At 42.4% G+C, this 19730-nt stretch carries 24 protein-coding genes and 1 tRNA gene; 10 read left to right on the forward strand and 15 right to left on the reverse strand.

What is annotated here, in order from left to right; all coding sequences use genetic code 11:
- The first annotated feature begins 7 nt into the window (after nucleotides 1-7).
- From RUMAL_RS08050 to RUMAL_RS08060, 3 genes are all read left to right on the forward strand, one after another.
- On the forward strand, nucleotides 8-1828 hold the full coding sequence (locus RUMAL_RS08050) for a SpaA isopeptide-forming pilin-related protein (RefSeq protein ID WP_013498244.1): 1821 nt from the start codon (nucleotides 8-10) through the stop codon (nucleotides 1826-1828).
- A 102-nt stretch (nucleotides 1829-1930) separates the two neighbouring features.
- Complete coding sequence (locus tag RUMAL_RS20715) at nucleotides 1931-2749, forward strand: class C sortase (protein ID WP_013498245.1); 819 nt, start codon at nucleotides 1931-1933, stop codon at nucleotides 2747-2749.
- 142 nt (nucleotides 2750-2891) lie between these two features.
- Nucleotides 2892-2975 (forward strand) — tRNA-Leu (locus RUMAL_RS08060).
- A gap of 79 nt (nucleotides 2976-3054) precedes the next feature.
- Here the strand turns inward: RUMAL_RS08060 and RUMAL_RS21760 are convergent.
- The 5 genes from RUMAL_RS21760 to RUMAL_RS08080 are packed head-to-tail and all read right to left on the reverse strand — an operon-like array spanning nucleotide 3055 to nucleotide 5574.
- Nucleotides 3055-3192, reverse strand: coding sequence for a hypothetical protein (locus RUMAL_RS21760; RefSeq protein ID WP_154662769.1), 138 nt, complete (start codon nucleotides 3190-3192; stop codon nucleotides 3055-3057).
- 25 nt (nucleotides 3193-3217) lie between these two features.
- Nucleotides 3218-3760: a cyclophilin-like fold protein gene (locus RUMAL_RS20720; protein WP_013498246.1), complete on the reverse strand. Its 543-nt coding sequence runs from the start codon at nucleotides 3758-3760 to the stop codon at nucleotides 3218-3220.
- Nucleotides 3753-4316, reverse strand: coding sequence for a sugar O-acetyltransferase (locus RUMAL_RS08070; protein WP_013498247.1), 564 nt, complete (start codon nucleotides 4314-4316; stop codon nucleotides 3753-3755). The genes RUMAL_RS20720 and RUMAL_RS08070 overlap by 8 nt, the downstream gene beginning before the upstream one ends.
- Nucleotides 4317-4337: 21 nt before the next feature.
- Nucleotides 4338-5336, reverse strand: a complete 999-nt coding sequence (locus RUMAL_RS08075; protein WP_013498248.1) for an alpha/beta hydrolase — start codon at nucleotides 5334-5336, stop codon at nucleotides 4338-4340.
- A 1-nt stretch (nucleotide 5337) separates the two neighbouring features.
- Nucleotides 5338-5574 (reverse strand): hypothetical protein, encoded by a 237-nt coding sequence (locus tag RUMAL_RS08080; RefSeq protein ID WP_013498249.1) that lies wholly within the window; start codon nucleotides 5572-5574, stop codon nucleotides 5338-5340.
- Between the two features lie 141 nt (nucleotides 5575-5715).
- Here RUMAL_RS08080 and RUMAL_RS08085 point away from each other — a divergent pair, with 141 nt between their 5' ends.
- Nucleotides 5716-6591, forward strand: a complete 876-nt coding sequence (locus RUMAL_RS08085; protein ID WP_013498250.1) for a LysR family transcriptional regulator — start codon at nucleotides 5716-5718, stop codon at nucleotides 6589-6591.
- Between the two features lie 215 nt (nucleotides 6592-6806).
- On the forward strand, nucleotides 6807-8039 hold the full coding sequence (locus RUMAL_RS08090; protein ID WP_013498251.1) for a DUF4317 domain-containing protein: 1233 nt from the start codon (nucleotides 6807-6809) through the stop codon (nucleotides 8037-8039).
- Between the two features lie 72 nt (nucleotides 8040-8111).
- Here the strand turns inward: RUMAL_RS08090 and RUMAL_RS08095 are convergent, their stop codons facing one another.
- The 5 genes from RUMAL_RS08095 to RUMAL_RS08115 all read right to left on the reverse strand — a co-directional run bounded on the left by RUMAL_RS08095 (nucleotide 8112) and on the right by RUMAL_RS08115 (nucleotide 11873).
- On the reverse strand, nucleotides 8112-8504 hold the full coding sequence (locus tag RUMAL_RS08095) for a pyridoxamine 5'-phosphate oxidase family protein (RefSeq protein WP_013498252.1): 393 nt from the start codon (nucleotides 8502-8504) through the stop codon (nucleotides 8112-8114).
- A gap of 45 nt (nucleotides 8505-8549) precedes the next feature.
- Nucleotides 8550-8792 carry an RNA-binding S4 domain-containing protein gene (locus tag RUMAL_RS08100; protein ID WP_013498253.1) on the reverse strand — a complete coding sequence of 81 codons (243 nt, stop codon included), beginning with the start codon at nucleotides 8790-8792 and terminating at the stop codon, nucleotides 8550-8552.
- A 52-nt stretch (nucleotides 8793-8844) separates the two neighbouring features.
- A complete protein-coding gene (locus tag RUMAL_RS08105; RefSeq protein WP_013498254.1) occupies nucleotides 8845-9123 on the reverse strand; it encodes an HU family DNA-binding protein in 279 nt (92 codons plus the stop codon).
- 61 nt (nucleotides 9124-9184) lie between these two features.
- The gene (gene mazG / locus RUMAL_RS08110) at nucleotides 9185-9988 is read right to left on the reverse strand and encodes a nucleoside triphosphate pyrophosphohydrolase (protein WP_013498255.1); all 804 of its coding nucleotides are present in this window, start codon (nucleotides 9986-9988) and stop codon (nucleotides 9185-9187) included.
- A gap of 202 nt (nucleotides 9989-10190) precedes the next feature.
- Nucleotides 10191-11873: an oligosaccharide flippase family protein gene (locus tag RUMAL_RS08115; protein WP_013498256.1), complete on the reverse strand. Its 1683-nt coding sequence runs from the start codon at nucleotides 11871-11873 to the stop codon at nucleotides 10191-10193.
- Nucleotides 11874-12041: 168 nt separating this feature from the next.
- On the opposite strand from RUMAL_RS08115, the gene RUMAL_RS08120 reads away from it, so the two are divergent.
- From RUMAL_RS08120 to RUMAL_RS08135, 5 genes are all read left to right on the forward strand, one after another.
- The gene (locus RUMAL_RS08120) at nucleotides 12042-12704 is read left to right on the forward strand and encodes a nucleotidyltransferase domain-containing protein (protein ID WP_013498257.1); all 663 of its coding nucleotides are present in this window, start codon (nucleotides 12042-12044) and stop codon (nucleotides 12702-12704) included.
- A gap of 106 nt (nucleotides 12705-12810) precedes the next feature.
- Entirely contained in the window at nucleotides 12811-13578 is a 768-nt protein-coding gene (locus tag RUMAL_RS21315; protein ID WP_242843406.1) for an ISAs1 family transposase, read from the forward strand.
- An 82-nt stretch (nucleotides 13579-13660) separates the two neighbouring features.
- Nucleotides 13661-13927: a hypothetical protein gene (locus tag RUMAL_RS22450; protein WP_051541112.1), complete on the forward strand. Its 267-nt coding sequence runs from the start codon at nucleotides 13661-13663 to the stop codon at nucleotides 13925-13927.
- 137 nt (nucleotides 13928-14064) lie between these two features.
- Complete coding sequence (locus tag RUMAL_RS08130; RefSeq protein ID WP_013498258.1) at nucleotides 14065-14790, forward strand: 5'-methylthioadenosine/adenosylhomocysteine nucleosidase; 726 nt, start codon at nucleotides 14065-14067, stop codon at nucleotides 14788-14790.
- Between the two features lie 12 nt (nucleotides 14791-14802).
- Nucleotides 14803-15270: an S-ribosylhomocysteine lyase gene (locus tag RUMAL_RS08135; protein ID WP_013498259.1), complete on the forward strand. Its 468-nt coding sequence runs from the start codon at nucleotides 14803-14805 to the stop codon at nucleotides 15268-15270.
- Between the two features lie 50 nt (nucleotides 15271-15320).
- On the opposite strand, the gene RUMAL_RS08140 is transcribed toward RUMAL_RS08135, so the two are convergent.
- From RUMAL_RS08140 to RUMAL_RS08160, 5 genes are all read right to left on the reverse strand, one after another.
- The gene (locus RUMAL_RS08140; RefSeq protein ID WP_013498260.1) at nucleotides 15321-16109 is read right to left on the reverse strand and encodes a TVP38/TMEM64 family protein; all 789 of its coding nucleotides are present in this window, start codon (nucleotides 16107-16109) and stop codon (nucleotides 15321-15323) included.
- A 21-nt stretch (nucleotides 16110-16130) separates the two neighbouring features.
- Nucleotides 16131-16685 (reverse strand): YybS family protein, encoded by a 555-nt coding sequence (locus RUMAL_RS08145; RefSeq protein WP_013498261.1) that lies wholly within the window; start codon nucleotides 16683-16685, stop codon nucleotides 16131-16133.
- 205 nt (nucleotides 16686-16890) lie between these two features.
- Nucleotides 16891-18114 (reverse strand): D-alanyl-D-alanine carboxypeptidase family protein, encoded by a 1224-nt coding sequence (locus RUMAL_RS20735; RefSeq protein WP_013498262.1) that lies wholly within the window; start codon nucleotides 18112-18114, stop codon nucleotides 16891-16893.
- Between the two features lie 35 nt (nucleotides 18115-18149).
- Nucleotides 18150-18581, reverse strand: coding sequence for a CBS domain-containing protein (locus RUMAL_RS08155; protein ID WP_013498263.1), 432 nt, complete (start codon nucleotides 18579-18581; stop codon nucleotides 18150-18152).
- Nucleotides 18582-18588: 7 nt separating this feature from the next.
- On the reverse strand, nucleotides 18589-19539 hold the full coding sequence (locus RUMAL_RS08160) for a hypothetical protein (RefSeq protein WP_013498264.1): 951 nt from the start codon (nucleotides 19537-19539) through the stop codon (nucleotides 18589-18591).
- Between the last annotated feature and the right edge of the window lie 191 nt (nucleotides 19540-19730).

Below are 19730 nucleotides of genomic sequence, written 5' to 3' on the forward strand. Positions count from 1 at the left end.
TCTTATTATGAAAAAATTGTACAAGCGTTCCACAGCAATAGCAGTATCGGCATTAATGATGTCGCAGATGATTCCTTACAATGTGTTTGCATCGGAAAATCCAACCGGTCCTAACTCGCTGACTATCCATCCGTATATCCTGAGTGACGCAAAATATGCAGAAGCAAAGCAAGCTAACAAAACTCCTAGTGGTTTAGGTACTACCGATGCTATAGCAGCTGATACAGATTTAGCTGATAATTACGATGCAACTGAATCACAGGATGTTACATTTACTCTTACTGAGGTTACCAGTACAGGTGCTGCAAAACAAGGTGGTATTAAAATTACAACTCCTTCAAAGTCATTTTCATCTCTGCCTGATGGTTACTACAAGATAACACCTAATAATACTTCTACAGATGCTAACTTAAAAGAAGTTGAATCATTCTTCATCCAGCTTCCTTCGGGTTCAAACAGAGATGTGTACATTTATCCTAAGCTGACAGATAACCATGATAATGGTGATCATAACACCCCTGGTACACTTCATGATGCAACTGATCCTACCTCAAAGGATAAGCACTCGATAGAGCTTACCAAGAAACTTAGTGGTGACGCAGCGTGGACTAGTGGTATGAGTGCTACATTCCAGTTATATTCTCAGGATGCTATGGGCAACTGGGTAGACGGCGGTACACATGATACTGATGCTAATGGTAAAGTCATAGTTGATGGTCTGCCTTATGGTACATACTATATGTATGAAACATCTGCTGTAACTGGTTATCTTAAGAATAGCAGTCCTGTAAAGTTCGTCCTCGATGGTACAGCGAGCTCGGTTCAGAAGGCTGACCTTACAAATGATAAGAAGCTTACAGTTTCAAAGGCAATAGATGTTGATGGTAAGGGACATACCTATAACTGGACGATCACAGCTGATGTTCCTGTAAATTCTGAAAACCTGATGAGTTACTCCATAACCGATACTTTTGAAAACCTTAAGGAAGTTAATGTAGTAAGCGTCTTTTCAGGAAGTGATGAACTGGATGAAGATGTTGATTATACTGTTTCGACAAATGGTAATAAATTGACAGTTGAGATCGATGATCCTTCATCACTTGAATCGGATGCTGATATTGTTATAAAGGTAGAATCAAAATTAGTTGATGGTTTCACATCAGGTTCTGAGGCTACAAATACATCTTCGATAGATTATCAGTATGCTTATGATCCTGATAATGATAGCAGGATCCCATCTCAGATACCCAATGACATACCAAATATACCCAATCCCAATCCCGATGATCCCGATCCCACTGATCCCAATAATCCTCCTGTTGTAAGTTATCCTGATGGTACTGAAGAAGAACTCCATAATACCGAAACAGTAACACCTGCAACTATTACAATTTCAAACTATGCGACAGGAACAACCACTGAACTGAAAAAAAGTAAATATAGTATAACAGGTTGCAGCAATCATGATGATGACGATGCCAGTGATATTGTTACTCTTGAAAACCTCGCACCCGGTGTCTATGAGATCACTCAGCTCGGTACACAGGAAAACTACAAAATCGATGAAAACGTTAAGACTATCTTTATTGACAAGAATGGTAAAGTTTATGAAGGTGACACAGCTGATTCAACAAAAGAAATTACAAATAAAAAAATAATATTCTATAATGATCCAATTTCTGATAACTTCCAGCTGCCTTTCACCGGTACTACTGCAACTATCGTATTCACCATAGGCGGTATCGCTATAATGGCAGGCGCTGCATTCTTCATCATAGTTCTCTTCAAGAAGAAGGACGAAGAGGAAGAAGAGCAGAACAAAGCATAATTAATTAGTTAAAACAATGATAAGGTTCTCCGTGAACTGAACGCTATAAGTGCCGCTGCTTTGTCGGCGGCACTTATAATTTTTCAATAGGAGGAAAAACTGTTGGGCAAGAAGAAAAACAAAAAGAAACGATTAGGCATTATATTGCTCTTGCTCCTGTTCCTGATAGGATTGGTCTTGTTCCTTTACCCGTTTATCAGCAGGATCTTTATAAACAAAAAAGTCGATGAAAATATACAGAATCTCAAAGATGACCTGAACAGGATCATAAACGAATCTATTGAAAACGGAGATCTCAATATTGAAGACCTGCCTCTTGATGAAGAGGGCAGACCCGCACCGTATGAAAGGATAAAGTATGATATAGAGGAGGAGGAGAGTCAGCCTTACCTCGATGACCTTTATCAGTATATGCGCAGGCGCAACAGGGAACTCTTTGAGTCATCGCAGTCGCAGCTTGATTCGCAGGAATCATATAAGTACCCTGAATTCGATCTGAAGTCTTACGGTCTTAATACAGAAAGTATAGGTACTCTTGAAATATCAAGACTGGGATTGAAGCTGCCTGTATTTCTGGGTGCAAACGATTATAACCTTACAGCGGGTTGTGGTCACCTGACTTATACAACTTATCCCATAGGCGGTTATAACACAAATTGTGTTATTGCTGTGCACAGGGGACTTGGCGGATCTGATTTTCTGAGATATGTAGAAAAGCTTGAAAGCGGCGATGTGGTGCGTGTACAGAATTACTGGTATACACTGGAATACAAAGTCGTAGATCATGTGATCGTTGATCCTGATGAAGTGGATTCCGTACTTATACAGCCGGGCAAGGATATGCTCACACTTTATACCTGTCATCCCTATGGTATAAACAACCGAAGGTACCTGGTATACTGTGAGAGAGTTATAAAATAAGGATCTATTGATTAAAACAAAATGAGTGTCATTCTCCGATGTAAAGGAGAACGGCACTCTTTTTATTGTTCTGTCCGATATTATCATTTTTATTATTTTTTACTTGACAATGCATTCATAATGTGATATAATAATCTAGTAAGCCGCTGTGGTGGAATAGGCAGACACAAGGGACTTAAAATCCCTCGGTAGCAATACCGTACCGGTTCAAGTCCGGTCAGCGGCACTATAGAATAAAGTAAGATCGGGCTTTTTAAGCCCGATTTTTTTTTCCTTCCGGACGAACGAAATTGATCCATTCCGATTTAAAACATTTTGAATACTGTAGGAAAAGATCTGTCTATAGCTACACCGCCGAGGATATTTGCGATCGTTTCAGCGGAGTAGATCTTCTGACTGTAAGTCTTGTTATAGTTTTGCGGCATGAAGTATTTTTTTGACAAAGCCCACCTTACGGATAATGATTCCTCATTCTAATGATACAGTCACATCGCCTGTTCCGAGTGTATCAGCAAACCCTGAAGTATCATCAATATGCCCGATCTTTGTATAGCTGTATGAAGTATCAAAGCTCTTATAGAAAATCACTATGCAGCTGTCACCATAGAGCATGATATCGCCCTCGTTGATATGTCCAACATTCTCAGGTGCTGAAGGCAGAGGAGTATCAAGGTAATAATACTTCTCGTTGCCGTTCAGTTCGGACATATCAAGTGATAATGGCAGCATTTTCGTAAAAGCTGTGACAGTATTGCTGCTTTCCAATGTGACAGGAAACTGCTTATCTCCTATAACGATCTTCATACCGTCAACTTCCTTTTCTTCGTGTTGTTCGGCGGTTGTGACATCTTGTCGGTCGGAGATTACAGATGAAACGCTGCTGTCGCTTTGAATCATAACAGACGAGTTTTCACTTTGCACCGTCACAGCTGAACTATTCTCTGAGTAACTGCCGCACCCGGTAAGCATCAGAAACGAAGCTATAACCGTCATTAACTTGGATCTATTCATAAATGCTCCTCACCACCTTTGCAGGAGTGCCGACCGCTATCATATTTTCGGGAATATCCTTTGTAACGACCGAACCCGCACCAATGACTGCATTATCACCGATAGTCACTCCGGAAAGGATAGTTGAATTTGAGCCGATCCAAACATTCTTTCCGATATGGATAGGCTTCGGTATCAGATCATGTCGTTCTTCGGGGAGTAGTCCGTGATTAAGCGTAGCAAGCATCGTGTTATGCCCGATCAAAGCTCCGTCACCTATAAATATACTGCCCTGATCCTGAAACTTACAGCCTGCATTGATGAATACGCCCTTTCCTAGATGAATGTTCTTGCCGCAGTCTGTGTAGAACGGAGGAAACAGCCCGACTTCAACAGGTTCACCGATCAGCTCCGACATCAGCGCATTGATCTCATCGGGGGTATGATAGCGGCTGTTGATCTCCATTGTTATGCGGATAGCCTCCTGACTCAGCTTATGCATTGTCTGATGAACTCCGCACTCTGCCGTGACCTGTTTTCCGCTGTTCATAAATTCAAGAAATTCTGCTGTTGTCATTACTGTTTCCTCCATGTAAGATCATTTCAGATATTCGTTATAAAATGCTTCCAGCTTGTCGAATGGTATAGCGTTATTCTCACCGCCGTCATAAAGGTCGGTATGCGAAGCGCCTTCGATCACAAGAAGCTGTTTATTGTCGGTGTACTTGTTTCCGTTTATCATATTCTCATACGCATCTTTCCCGAAGTAGAAAGAATGTGCTTTGTCACCGTGCATTATCATAACAGCGGAACGTATCTCATTGCTGTATTGCAGGATAGGCATATTAATGAACGACATACAGCCGATCTTGTTCCAGCCGCCGTTTGAATTGAGCGAACGTGGGTGATAACCTCTTTCGGTCTTATAGTAAGCGTGGTAGTCTTTTACAAAATACGGCGCATCTTCGGGAAGGGGATCGATAACTCCTCCGCCAAGCTCATACTCACCGCTTACATAATCCCTGATACGCTGAGCATTAAGAGCTACCTTCTTTTCATAGCGTTTTTCTTCGCTGTCCTCGCTGTCGAAATAGCCATTTGCATTTACACGGGTCATATCATACATGGTCGATGCAACAGTCGCCTTGATACGTGTATCCAATGTTGCAGCGTTAAGAGCCATACCGCCCCAGCCGCAGATACCGAGAATACCGATACGCTCAGGATCAACATTTTCCTGAATCGAGAGGAAATCAACCGCTGCCATAAAGTCCTCGGTGTTGATATCGGGAGAAGCCATATAACGAGGAGCACCTCCGCTTTCTCCGGTAAAGGAAGGATCAAAGGCAATAGTCAGAAATCCGCGTTCCGCAAGTGTCTGAGCATAAAGACCGCTGCACTGCTCCTTGACTGCGCCGAAAGGACCGCACACGGCGATAGCAGGAAGCTTTCCGCCTGCATTCTTTGGAGTGTACATATCGGCAGCGAGTGTGATACCATAGCGGTTGTGGAATGTCACTTTCTTATGATCGACCTTGTCGGACTTCGGGAAGGTCTTGTCCCATTCCTGTGTCATGTTGAGCATTTCATCTTTCATTTCAGATACCTCCGTTTTTTCTTAATGTGTAGGTGAGAAAGTCCAAGCAGTCTATGCGGTCGTTATACTTGTGAACGCTTTCAAGAAGCGACTTCCGATAGGCTTTCAGCAGCTTTTCAAGTTCTTTGTAACGCTTTTCTTCGATCAGTATCAGACATTTAGCTGTCATTTCATCATTTAAACCTATGTCACGCAGATTTTCGGTCATTACCGCTGTTTTATCGGCTGCGTTTGGCATTGTCATCACCTCCGTGTTTCTGTAATTACATTATAACACATCTTTTCTGATATGTAAAATACCTATATGTAATGACTTGTCATTCTTGACAGGAATGACAAGCTGCGGTATAATAGAAGTATCTTATTACGGAGGTGCAGCATGGAAATAAGGATACTACGCTACTTTTTAGCGATCGCCAGAGAGGAAAACATGACAAGAGCAGCCGAGCGCCTGCATATCTCGCAGCCATCGCTCTCTAAGGAGATCAAAAAGCTCGAAGAAGAATTAGGACATGAGCTGTTTATACGCACTAATAAGAATATGATTCTTAACGATGAAGGTATGCTACTGCGCAAACGTGCCGAGGATATCCTCGCTATGGTGGACAAGACCACTGAGGAGTTCAGCCAGCTTGACAACATCATCGGTGGTGAGATTCGCATAGGCTGTGCTGAGAGCTATCTTATCAAATACCTTGCAAGGAGCATCAAAGCATTCAAGGAGCAGTACCCGAATTTCATATTTCATATATTCAGTGGAGATACCGAGCCTGTTGCGGAACGTCTTGACAGAGGTATCCTAGACCTGGCAGTTATCGTTGAACCACCGAATCTTTCAAAATACAATTATCTTTCTATCCCCGAAAGCGATAAATGGGGACTTGTAATGCTTCGTGACAGTCCCCTTGCTGAAAAGGATTATGTTACATTTGATGATCTTTACGGATTGCAGCTGTTCTGTTCCGAGCAGTCTATCCGAGTGGATTTTCCACGCTGGTGCGGCGAAAATATGGATAAGCTGAATTTCGCAGGAACTGTCAATCTTGCCTACAACGGCTCGGTGTTCGTAAAAGAGGGGCTGGGATATCTGCTGACATTTGAGCACCTTATCGACACAAGTGAGAAAAGCGGACTATGTTTCAGACCGATCAAACCGAAACTTGAAACGAATATGTATATCATCTGGAAAAAGTATCAGGTGTTTTCACCGATAGCGGAGTTGTTCCTAAAAAAACTGAGGGAGGACTATTCATGAAGTGCATTATCCACATGAGTTATAATATATTATAAGCATTCTGTAAATGCTTCAGATATTTCAATAAACAATATTTTGCACTTGACAAATCAGTTGAAATGTGCTATATTTATATATGGCGGAAACCATTGGGCGAATGGTTTTAGGCGAGGACAAATTATAGGATAGAGGGCTGCTGCGTGGCGGCCCTCTTTTCTCTTAACGGAGGTACATAAATGAACAAGAAGGAAATAGCCGAGATCAAGAAAAACTTCAGCGATGACTGCAATTTCTTTACGATAAACAGGGTAGTTACCGCATTTGTTGATGCAGAGAAAAATATTAAATGCAAAACCAATCAGCTTTACAATATCATGCCTCAGGATGAAAGCGAACTTATCCTGGCGAACCTGAAGAAAACTCTCAGCGGCAGGATAGGGGCAAATCTGCTTGAATATCCTTTCCCGAAAAATGCTATACTTGAGGGCGGACAGCAGCAGTTCCTGTGGGGCGTTCTTAAAAGCAAGCTTGCAGATGAGGAGATCGTTGACAATTTTCTGAATACTATAGTTGAAAAAGTCGAGTATGTATCTACATACAGTATCTTTACAGCACACTGCACTTACTCTGTACTTAAAAAGACCAAGATGGATGAGATAGATGAAGACAGCGATTCATCGGATTATAACTTCATCATCACAGCAATATGCCCTGTAAATCTGCGTATAGACGGTCTTATATACAACGAGGAGGAGAATGCCATAGCAAAGAAGGAGGGCTCTGACAGGATCGTTGAGATGCCTACGGACGGTTTCCTGTTCCCGCTTTTCAATGACCGTGCACCTGATGTGAACGGCGTACTTTATTATTGCAAGAACGCTAAAAAGCCAAATACTTCCATGATCGAGGAATTTCTCGGCTGTGAGTTTACTATGACAGGTCAGAATGAAAAAGAAGTATTTCACTCCATACTCGGCAAGGTAGTAGCTGATGAACTTGACTACGATATGATAACAAAGGTAAACGATAAGATACAGAATTTCATAGACCAGACTGCACATGAAACCGAGATAGCTACTATCGACAGCCAGAAGATGAATTCCATACTATGGGAGGCAGGGGTAAGCCAGGAGAAGCTTGTGAACCTTGATAAGGTGTTTGAACAGGCCACCGAGAACAAGCCTCTGACAGCAGTTAACCTTGTGGAGAAAAAGACAGTTGTCGCAGTACCGAGCATAACTGTAAATATAGGCAAAGGCGGTGCTGACAAGGTAAAGACCCAGATGATAGGCGGCAGAAATTGTCTTGTTATAGCACTTGATGACCCTGAGATATCTATAAATGGTCTTGAGATGCGTTTTGTAGACAAGAAGCCCGCAAACGCACCTGCACAGTCTGTGCCGACAGAGGAAATACCACCTGCACCCGTCAGTGAGTCTTCCGATGACGATAACGCAGCACCTTTCTGATAAATACAAAACCGCAGGAGCCGTAAGGTTACTGCGGTTTGTTGTATATTATTAAGAAAACTATTCTGTTCGTCAGATATTCTCGGGAGGAGCATTAAACGAATACTTGATGCACTCAGGATCCTGAAGTTCGAAAACCTCAAAAATACCGTCACCCACACTGTACAGACCTCTTACCTGGGGGCACTGCTCCAGAAAAGCAGCTCTTACTTCATCGCTGTCAAGCTCAACAACATCAGCAGTGAGTCTTATCCACTCCATCTCGCCGCACATACCGCTTATCTCAACTCTGCTGTGATGCATCATTTCTTTGAAGCACTTCTTCTGATTACTTGTGCAGATACAGGTCATACCATCGATCTCAGCCACCGCACCAAAGGGTCGTACATGGGGATCACCGTTTGAATCGGTAGTAGCGATATAGAATACGCCTACCTTTTTCAGGATTTCTGTAATTTGTTTCATTCAAACACCTCCGTTTATTTTATCAGATACTATTATCTGATATTATCAGCCTATAACTTCGTAATTTTCCGCAGCGTTTTCCTTTTTGACATATTCGGTGACATTCAGCACCTTAACTTTAATAGGACGCTGTCCCAGACCGATCTCGATGATATCACCGATCTTAACATCATACGAAGCTCTTGCTACCTTGCCGTTGACCATTATCCTGCCTTCATCACAGGCTTCGTTTGCAACGGTGCGGCGCTTTATTAATCTTGTGACTTTAAGATATTTATCTAATCTCATGAGTCCTCCTAAAACAAAAGGCGGACAATCTGCCCGCCTTAATAAGCATATATTACTTCTTGTCAACGACTGCCTTGAGAGCGCTGCCTGCCTTGAATGCGGGAACCTTTCTTGCAGGAACGTCAACAGGAGCCTTTGTAACAGGGTTCATAGCTACCTTAGCAGCTCTGTCTCTAACCTCGAATGTACCGAAACCAACGAGAGTAACCTTCTCACCGTTCTCCAGTGCGCCTGTGATGGAATCAAGAACTGTTGCAAGAGCCTTGTCAGCTTCCTTCTTAGAATAGCCGCCCTTCTCTGCGATAACATTGATAAGTTCTGCCTTGTTCATTTTTTAAAACCTCCAAAATTTATTATCCTTAACGAACAATTGCTTATTCATTAATTTCGTTTTAATATGAGTACAGCTCTTCAGCTGAAACTTCCGATATATTTTCGCTGTGCTTTTCAAGTCCCTCGAATCTGTTTATGAAATTATTGCAGCTGTCTGCCAGACATTCTTCTGCATCACAGTCAAGTCTTCTTGCAAGATTTGAACACAGGAAAAGCAGTTTTCCGAGGTCGTTGGATGCGTCCTCTTCTTCAAGGTCAGCCTGCTTTATTCTGTTCAGTGCATCTGTTATTGCCGAATACAGATCAAGCTCAGTTCCGTCCTCTTCACACTTTTCAAAATCAATACCAGCTCTTGCAGCACGTTTGCCAAGCTTCTGCGCACGCATAAGTGCGGGGAAATTCTTTGGTACGCTTTTCAAAGTGTCCGTATAGCTCTCCTGTCCCTTGGTATCCTTCTTTATGGAATCCCAGTTTGAAAGGACAGTATCTACCGTATCAGCCTGTACATCACCGAATACATGGGGATGACGGATTATCAGTTTCTGGCATAGTTCGGTTATAACATCATCAAGTACGAAACTGCCTCGTTCTTCCTCCAGCACAACATGGAAGATAACCTGTAAAAGAACATCACCAAGCTCCTCCCTCATCATTTCGGGAGAATCGAAGTCGATAGCTTCCATTACTTCATAGACTTCTTCCAGCAGATCCTTTTTAATAGTGCTGTGAGTCTGGACCTTATCCCATGGACAGCCCTTTTCCTGATCCCTCAGCACTGTGACCAGATCTATCAGATCGTCTATATCGTAGCGTTCCTTTTTAGGGAGCTCTGCTATCAGTTCATCAACAGACTTTTTATCCAATACTTTCACCTCACAGCTTTTCCCCTGAAGATACTCTCACAGGGGTGCTTTAATATAATACCTCAATTTCCGAAAAAAAGCAATAGATTTTTCGATTTTTTTTTGAAAAAACTCCGTTTACATTGTTTTTCGGCATTTCGCACAAGAATTTTTATAAATAAAGTACAAAATTTACCCTTAACATACACGTCAAAATGCGTTTTTAACAGCGATTTTTTTCGGTTTTGAAGTATTTTATAGTGAATATTTCTGATAGCTTTTCCTCAAACAAAAGTGCCATAACAGTAATGCATATTATACCGCCGCCTGCAATACCTAAAACAGCACAGCATTTTTCACTCAGCTGCAGTTTTTTTGCTGTGTCACAGAAAAGTTTTGCTGAAACAGCGCACATGATCCCGGCATAAAATGGTTTTATACACAGCTTTGCAATACCTATCCGTCCGGGGATAAGTTCATTGATCCTTTTCAGCGTCACCGTGCATACGGATATGCTTCTTATTAGCTCTGAAAGTGCTGCACCGTTCAACCCGAAAAGTGGTACAAGTATGATGTTCATACAAAGTTTTATACCTGCTCCTGCAAGCATTATCAAAGTAACTTCCGAAGGCTTGCCCAAAGCCTGTATAACTGTCAGTAATGGCAAAGTTACTGCACATCCGATGACAGATATTCCCAGTATCATCAATGGCTCCTGTGCTGCTGTACATTCTGCTCCTCTTCCCGAGAACAGCAGACCGAGTATCTCTCCTGACATTAAAGTGATCCCCAGTCCGCATGGTATTGCGGCTGATGCCGTCAGCGTGAGTAGTCTGCGCATATTCCGTATCAAAGCTGAGCTGTCTTTTTCAACCAAAGCGGCTGACAGTGACGGTATCACGCTTTTTCCAAGCATGGCTGTTACAGTAGGTACAAGCCCGTAAAGCATCACAGCAAGTCCTTCGTAGGAACCATACAGAAAATTTGGAAGATCACCTTTTGCAGCGGATATATACTCCGAATAGTGCTGCGGTGATCTGGTTATAGCTGTTTTCAAAAAAGGCGGAAGGGTCAGCATATCAAGCATACCTGTAAGTGTGGATACCACAGCCGCTGCAGCAATAGGGAATGATAGTCTGAGCAGTTCTTCTGCGTGCTGTCTGCGTCCGGATATCACCTTATCAGCCGTAAGCATAGCACTTGTTATACCGTCACCGTGTATAGCTGTGTAAAGGATAAGTCCTATGCAGGCGATGGCTGATGCGATCGTTGAACCAAGTACCGCACCTGCTGCTATGTATGGGAGGGCTGTTTGTTCTGCTTGTACGGCATCGTTGCATACCATTCCGAATACGGTACTGTTATGGATATAGCTTTGCTCGGCGTAGTCTTTAATGTATACAGCCAGTCCTAGTCCGAGTATAAGTCTGAACAGAGTTTCAGCGATCTCTGAGAAAGCTGTGGGCAGTACATTTCCAAGACCTTCGTAATATCCTCTTTCGGCGTTCATAACTCCGCAGAATACAACAGACGGTGCAAGACATATGATTGCAGGTCTGACACAGCTTTTGTTATCTGTAAAATAAGCAGCACCAATAACAGCTGCACACAATAACAGCCCTGTAATAGTGAATACTGCCAGAGCTGTTTTTCTTCTGCGACGCAGGTCGGTAAATCTCCCAAGTGCTGAATTTTCAGCGGATAGCTTGGCCATAGCCGGACATATCCCCGATACACCCAGTGCCAGCACAGGAGTGAATACTGAAAATGCTGCCGAAAAATGTCCCATACCGGTACCGCCAAGTATATTTGCAAGCGGTATTTTGTAGATAAGTCCCATAGCTTTTGTTACGGCTGTCATAGCTACAAGTATGGCGCTGCTTTTTAAAAAGCCTTGTCTTTTCATAACAGACCCCCTGTTTATATCTCTTGTTTGTTCATAATATGCGCCGTAGTTTAAGGATATTCCGTGTGGTGATCTAAGCTGTGGCTAACATTATATAAATGTCTTTACTTTTTAATTGAAATGTGATATAATATAGTTGTCAAAAAATTATCAATACAGGAGATATATATGTTCATACTTGAGGTATATCTGGAAAAGCTGATAAATGAGTGCAGGAGCGCTTATGGTGAAAGGCTTGTTTATCTTGGTCTGCAGGGGAGTTATCTAAGAGGTGAAGCAACCGAAGAAAGCGATATTGACATAATGGCAGTCATAGACGGCTTCTGCACTGCCGATATGGATATCTACCGTGGTATACTTAAAACGGTTGGTTGGTATGAAAGGTCATGCGGATTTATATGCGGCAGAGATGAACTTATGCGCTGGAATCCGCTTGAAGTTATTCAGTTGAGATACACTACCAAAGACCTTTACGGAAAACTCTCTGATCTTTTGCCTTATGCCGGTAAAGAGGATGAGATAAACTATATAAAGCTGAGCCTTGGAAATCTGTATCATGAACTATGTCACAGATATATACATTCTGATAAGGAAAACAGTGCTGTTAAACTCAAGTTTACTTTGAAAGGATTTTTCTTCCTGATACAGAATCTTCACTATGTTGAAAGCGGAGAATTTCTTCTTTCAAGACGTGAACTGAAAGAAAAGGTCAGCTCAGCTGACAGGTATATACTAGAACTATCTGAAAACTATGTTCCTGAGGATTTTGATGAAGTATTCCCTAAGGTCATAGAATGGTGCAGGCAGGCTTTCATCAGGATAGGCAGCTAAGTTCACGGAAATCAATTTTCAAAAAATCAGGTTTCAAAAGTTACATTTATATTTCAGATTGTACAAATTACTGGACAGAGCACCTGGAAAATGATATAATATAGGCATGAATAATGGAATAACCGAGTATTTTGAAGATATTGAATTATATGAGGAATATGACGGCTATTTTTGCAGTATCCCCGATATCATTACAATAGCAATTCTTGGAAGTATCTGTGGACTTAGAAACATTAATCAGATTCATCAATGGGCGACAAATGACAGAGTAAGCGAATTCTTAAAGGAGAAATTCGGAATCGATCATGTCCCTTGCTATTATTGGATATTGAGCCTGCTGAAATATGTCAAGCCCGAATCGCTCAACCGCTGTTTTGCGGATTGGGTCTATTCATTCATGCCCGAAAAGTCCAAAAGTATGACGATCTCTCTTGACGGGAAAACTGTTTGTTCGACACTTAAAATGAGTAAGATCGAAAGTCCTCTGCACATCATCAGCGCACAGGTATGCGAACTTGGATTGACCCTGGCACAACGCAGCACGGACGATAAAAGCAACGAGATACCTGCGGTGCAGGAGCTTCTGAAAGAACTGAAAATAAAGGGTAATATAGTTGTTGCGGATGCACTGAACTGTCAGAAAGAAACTGCTGAGATTATCGTAAAACAAAAGGCAGATTATCTGCTTTGCGTTAAGGATAATCACCCAAATTTGAAGAAAGATATCGAGGATTATGTGCAGGACAGTTCTCTCAGAGACACTATGCAAACAGTTTCAAGAACGGAGAAAAACCGTGGCAGAGTTGAAACAAGGACAGCGTATGTAACAACAGATATCAACTGGCTGGAACAGAAAAAGAGTGGAAAAATCTGAAGTGCATAGGAGCCATTCATACTGAATTTTCAACGAAAAAGGCACTTCGAGCGAATGGCACTATTACCTTTCAAGCCGCGAAATGACAGCGGAACAGCTCCTTCATCATGCAAGAATGGAATGGTCGGTTGAGTCAATGCACTGGCTGCTTGATGTTCATTTTGAAGAAGATTGGTGCAGAGTCGAAAACAAAGACGTTCAGCAATGCCTGAATATGTTCAGAAAAGCTGCGATAAATTTAATCAAGAACTTTAAAAATCGGAACAATTCTAAAGCTGCCATATCCAAACTTATGTTTGAATGTCTTATGGAGCCGCAGATGATTTCGAGGGTGATTTTTGAAAATTGATTTCCGTGAGCTAAGTTTATTGCATCTTTACATTTGTGTAAAAATATGTTATAATCCTTTAGTGTGAGCATAGTTATCAAGCAGGATAGTTTTATTATGCTTATCTTGAAATTTATACAGTATTTACGGAGGTAATCATGTTTAAAAACAAGGATCTTTATACCGTCGGTATCATCGGTGCCATGAAGCCCGAAGTTGATGCCATAAAGGAACTTCTCAAAGACGGTGATACATATACTGTCAGCGGTATTGAATTTGTTTACGGTGAGCTTTTCGGTATGAACGTAGTGGCTGCAGTTTGCGGCATAGGCAAGGTATTCGCAGCAATATGTGCTGAGGCTATGATCGTAACATTCAAACCGGATGTCATTATAAATGCAGGTGTTGGCGGCTCGCTGACGGACAAGCTGGATATTGGTGATGCTGGTATTGCTTCCGCAGTAGTGCAGCATGATATGGATACCACACCATTCGGTGACCCCAAGGGTCTTATATCAGGTATCAACAAGGTGTATTTTGATTGTGATACTCACAGTGCCGATATACTTGCAGATGTGGCTGATGAACTCGGTATAAACAATGTCAGGGGCGTAATCGCTTCGGGTGATTGTTTTGTAAACAGCAGCGCTAAAAGAGACGAGCTGAGGAGTGAATTCAGTGCTATCATCTGTGAGATGGAGAGCGGTGCCATAGGTCATGTATGCTATGTCAATGAAGTGCCATTCTGTGTGCTGAGAACAGTATCGGATAACGGTGATGATGATTCTCACAATGATTATGCTCAGTCACTGGCAAAGGCAGCAAAAGCTGAACTTGATATACTCGTCGGTTTTCTTAAAAAGCTCGGCGCAGAGAAAAATTAAAGGAGGAAATATATGGAATTAATAGCAAGCTTTCAGGTAAATCATCTGGAACTTTTCCCTGGACTTTATGTTTCACGCAGAGACAGCAAGGGTGAGGCAGTAACTACCACTTTTGATATGAGGATGACCGCTCCCAACCGTGAGCCTGTCATGGACACGCCAGCGATGCATACGATAGAGCATCTGGGCGCAACATTCCTGCGCGGCTGTTCGGTAAAGGATGACGTTGTATACTTCGGACCTATGGGATGCCGTACAGGTTTCTATGTGATATTCTTCGGTGTTCAGACATCTGAGAGTGTATATAGCACTATTGTAGATATGTGTAGATTCATCCTTGACTTTGAGGGGGATATCCCCGGTGCAAAGCCGGAGGAATGCGGAAACTATTCCGAACAGAACCTTAATATGGCTAAGTATTATATAAGGCGCTATCTCGATGATCTCACCGAGAACAAGAGATTCGTTTACCCGGAGTAATTAATACATATGATCAAAGGCACTTCCCAAAAAACGGAAGTGCCTTGTTTTTATGAGTTATGTTTGTGCTTGTTCAGCTTTTCTACAATGCTGTCTTTGAACAGAAAACCGAATATACCCAGTACAACAGCGGCGAATATAATACAAAGAACAGTCTTGAAATTTCCATCTATTGCGTTGCTGCCAAGCACTGTTGACATCAGTATGGCAGGAAGGCGGCAGGGCATAACGTACATAAAAAAGTCCCTCCGTTTTACCTTGGTCAGCGGGACTATATAGGATATGATATCCTTTGGTATACCCGGGATAAGGTAGAGTATCACAAGTACCTTGATCAGCTTGCTTTCGTCCTGCAGGAATTTGTATTTCGTCAGATGTTTCTCATCGACAAAGGCTTCCACCAGGGGTTTTCCGAATTTGCTGACCATCATAAATATTACGAATGTACCCAGCATCGTACCGCCAAAGGAAAGCAGCAGTCCTATGAACCATCCGAAGAGTACTCCACCGATTATCTGTACAGGCGGTATTACCGCTATTATTACCTGCAAAGCTTGTATCAGTACGAATATCAGCATACTCTCAACTCCTGAATATCTTGTTTCAAGAGTTTCCTTAAGCTTGTCCATGCCTTCCTCTGTCCTCAGCGCCTTTACCAGCGGTATGGATACTATGGTAGCAAGGGTGAGTATAGCCAGTATAACTATCACTGTTACTATTTGTACCCTACGTTTGTTGCGCCGTTTACGGTGTTCGTGGATAGCATCTTTCTTTTCTTCTATTTTCTCCTTGATATGTTCTATCTCATCAGAAATGTGTTGTTTCTTTTCTTCTTTCATTCTGCTTATCTCCAAAACAGATCATTTTCTCCTAAGTATTTTTTTACGGAACCAGTTGATATATACGTCTATTGTAAGCGACAGGAACCTATCGTATACGATAAAGCATATCTGTGCCTCAGCCCATAAAAGAGGCAATGCATATTTACCGAAAAATTCTGTACCTTCCATCATATCGACGGATGTAAAAATAAACTTGAACAGATTGTAATATATCACTATTGCTATATTGAAGACTACCAGTTTCACTATCCATTTAAGCAGCTTGCTTTTGAATTTAGTCAGCCAGAACTGCAATATAGGATAATATCCCATGAACAGTATAAACAGCAGGGAAGCCTCGATATTTGGTGTTATGAACAGACAAAGCAGGCTGACAGCACAGTAATCGGCTATCGCCCATCTGCTGTCAGTTTCTACTATCATTACCACCATAAGCACTCCTGCAAATACAGGTATCGCATAACTCAGCCCGGGCAGGAAGGAACTTGAAAACATCAGCAGAAGACATACTGCTGCACATATCCCGCCAAGTGCTACACGAAAAGCAGTAGTGCCGTTTTTATGCCTGCTCATATATCACAGCATACGCCCAAAGTATCGCCCATGCATACTCTCCTCGCATATTTATTCTTAAGGTGAAGCTGTTAGTTTATTGCCTTGAAAACACCAGCTCATACCATATTTATAATAACATACTATTGTGTATTTTCTGTGATATGATGTGCAGGAATGTATACAAAAAATGTCCGGGGACATAACGTCCTCGGACAAATATCGTTTATGCTTCAACGTCTTCATCAGGAACGACTGCTGAGCTTTCCTCATCGTCATCGCTCTTGCTGCTGTCGGCCTTTTCCTTTATTTCAATAAAGGTGGTGTCATTCTCTTCCTCGGATTCATCGCTGCTGTCCTCATCCTGTTTTTCCTTGCGGTCATCAGGAGTGCCTGCAGCGCCGGGCAGATAGTTCTCGAATACCAGTATCGCATCTTCAACAGAAGCGAGGTATGTATCCGACTTTGTGGTGATAGCTATATATTCTTTGCCCTTGAACTCTACAACTGTCGCAAGAGTATATCCTGCTTCGTCGGTAAAGCCTGTCTTACCGCCCAGAAGCTTCGCATCCTCTGCACCGTCCTGGTCAGCATCTACGAAGTAGCCGCCGAAACGGGAGTGGAATATGCTCTCGAGCTCTATACCTTCCTTGTATTCCTTGGCGGGCTTGGTCGTCCATTTTTCGGTGCACAGTACCTTGCGGCAGGTCTCGTTTTCCATACAAGCTTTGGTGATAACTGCCATATCCTGTGCAGTGGTGTAATGCTGCTTATGGTGCAGACCGCTTGCGTTTGCAAAATTGGTATTAGCAAGACCAAGATCAGCAACCTTGTCATTCATCAGCTTAACGAAGTTTTTCTCATTTCCGGCAATTGCATTTGCAAGGCCGAGGGTACCGTCAGCACCGCTGGGGAGTATAGCTGCATACAGCAGATCTTCCATAGTTACTTCATCGCCTGCTACGAAGCCTGCGCAGCTTGCATTCTCTTTGGTCAGGGGAGCAAGATCCTTCTTGGTGAACTTGTATTTTGCCTGCATATCGTCAATATTCTCAACGGCTACCAGCAAAGTCATCAGCTTGGTCAGTGATGCAGGATAGATCCTTTGGTCGTACTTCAGACCTGCAAGTATCTCATTGGAATCGCAATCCAGAAGAATTCCGGTCTGACAGGTTATATCTTTCAGGTTGATAGTTTCATACCTGTCTGAAATCGTTGGGAGCTGAGAGGGCTTGGGTTCAGGTATGAGCTCAGCCAGCTCGTCTTCGATCGTTGTTTCCTCGTCCTCGGTCGGCAGTTCATCTGACGGAGGCGGAGCACCGACGCTTTCGTTGGGCTTGATGGTTTTTCTGCCTGTAACTACCATCAATGCACATCCGACTGCTACAATGATGATCATTACCAGCAACGCGACAACTGCTGCGCCGCCCTTATGGTTACTGTTCTTCATTCTCCTTACCATTCCTTTCGATTATACAGTTTATTTCATTCTTTGGTTTCAGTATCGTCATTCTGCTTCATTATGGTTTTGTAGCAGTAGCCGAGTATGTCCTTTCTTGTGACTATTCCTATGAAGATCCCTCTGTCATCAATGACAGGTATAAAGTTCTGATCCATGCTCAGCAGTATCAGTTCTTCTACCGTTGATGAAACGTTGACGGGACGCATCCTGGTCTTTGGTGGGATCTTCTCAAGAGGATAGCTTTCCATCTCGCGGATATCATACATACCTCTTTCTACCATAAAACGCAGAAAATCGCCCTCGGATACGGTCTTGACAAATCTGCCCTCCCTGTCTATAACAGGTACAGCCGAATAACCGTGATGCTTCATCTTTTCAAGAGTCTGTCTTGCGGTACAGTCAGAATACAGATATTCTATGCACGCTTTAGGGTGCAGCAATTTCAGGATATTCATTATTGTGTTAGTTCCTCTCAGGTTTATCGCCGTATGTGTATACCAACGAAGTCAGATCCTCATAGGATATATTCTTCAGCTTTTCATCATTCATTCCTGCTGATGAGAGTTCTTCCGCACTTACATTTGCTGTAATGAATATAGCCTGACAGTAGCCAAGCTTTTGCTCAGGTGACATAACATCAAAATCAACCATTCTTGAAATAAATGACGAATCAAATACAGATCTGTCGATCTGCTGGGTCTCTCCGTCTGTCGTTACCATCTCTCCGCCTGAGCCGAAAGCTATCTCGGTGATAGTTCTGGTCTCTGTCATGCCCTCGTCACCGTTCACGCCTTCTACCATATATTTTGTGGTATACTTTGCAGGCAGTCCTGTTTCTTTATCGAAATAAAAATCAATTACCGTGATGTAAGTTCCGCCTGTATATGTATACTCTTCCACATCATAGATCTTTGCGCTTTCCGCATCGATATGAGTTTCAGTAGCAGGCAGATCCTGATCGACTACAGTTTCTATGATGCTAACCGGTAATTCAGCAGATCTTTTGCGGTATATGCCGCATACGTTGTCAAAATCGTATGCTGTTCCTCCTGTACAGATAGATCCGCTGGAACCTATCTCATTGGTCTGCAGTTCATAATAATCGCTGCCGTCTTTTATCCTGAGGATCTCCGTTTCATTTCCCGAAGCATCGGTATATCTGAGCTTTATACGATACTGTTCATTCTGCAGTAGATCATAAGCCTGTTTTATATGTACACCGTTTGATGCTGTTCTTGTCTTGGATTCACCGTCCGTGACTACTTCATCTATGGTGCTTTCATCAGTTACAATGCTGCTGCTTTTATTTTTTTTCGTCTTCTTGCTGTTTTTGTCTTTATCCTTACTGCAGGCTGTGCAGGAAAATACCAGCACCGCAGCTGTCAGCAAAGCGGCGAGTTTATTTATTTTCATTGTTTTTATCCTTTCGATTTATATGTAAAGTTCTCACAGCTACACAAATTAATTATACACCCCGCCAAACTTTATGTCAAGTGAAATTTTAGAGTGTTTCTTAGGGCAAATTTAGTTAAAAGGACAATTTTTTGCCCGCAAAAAAAGAGCGCCGAAGTGCAGGGCTCTGCAAAAGTTTATTATAATACTGT

Source organism: Ruminococcus albus 7 = DSM 20455 (assembly GCF_000179635.2).
Classification (GTDB): Bacteria; Bacillota; Clostridia; order Oscillospirales; family Ruminococcaceae; genus Hominimerdicola; species Hominimerdicola alba.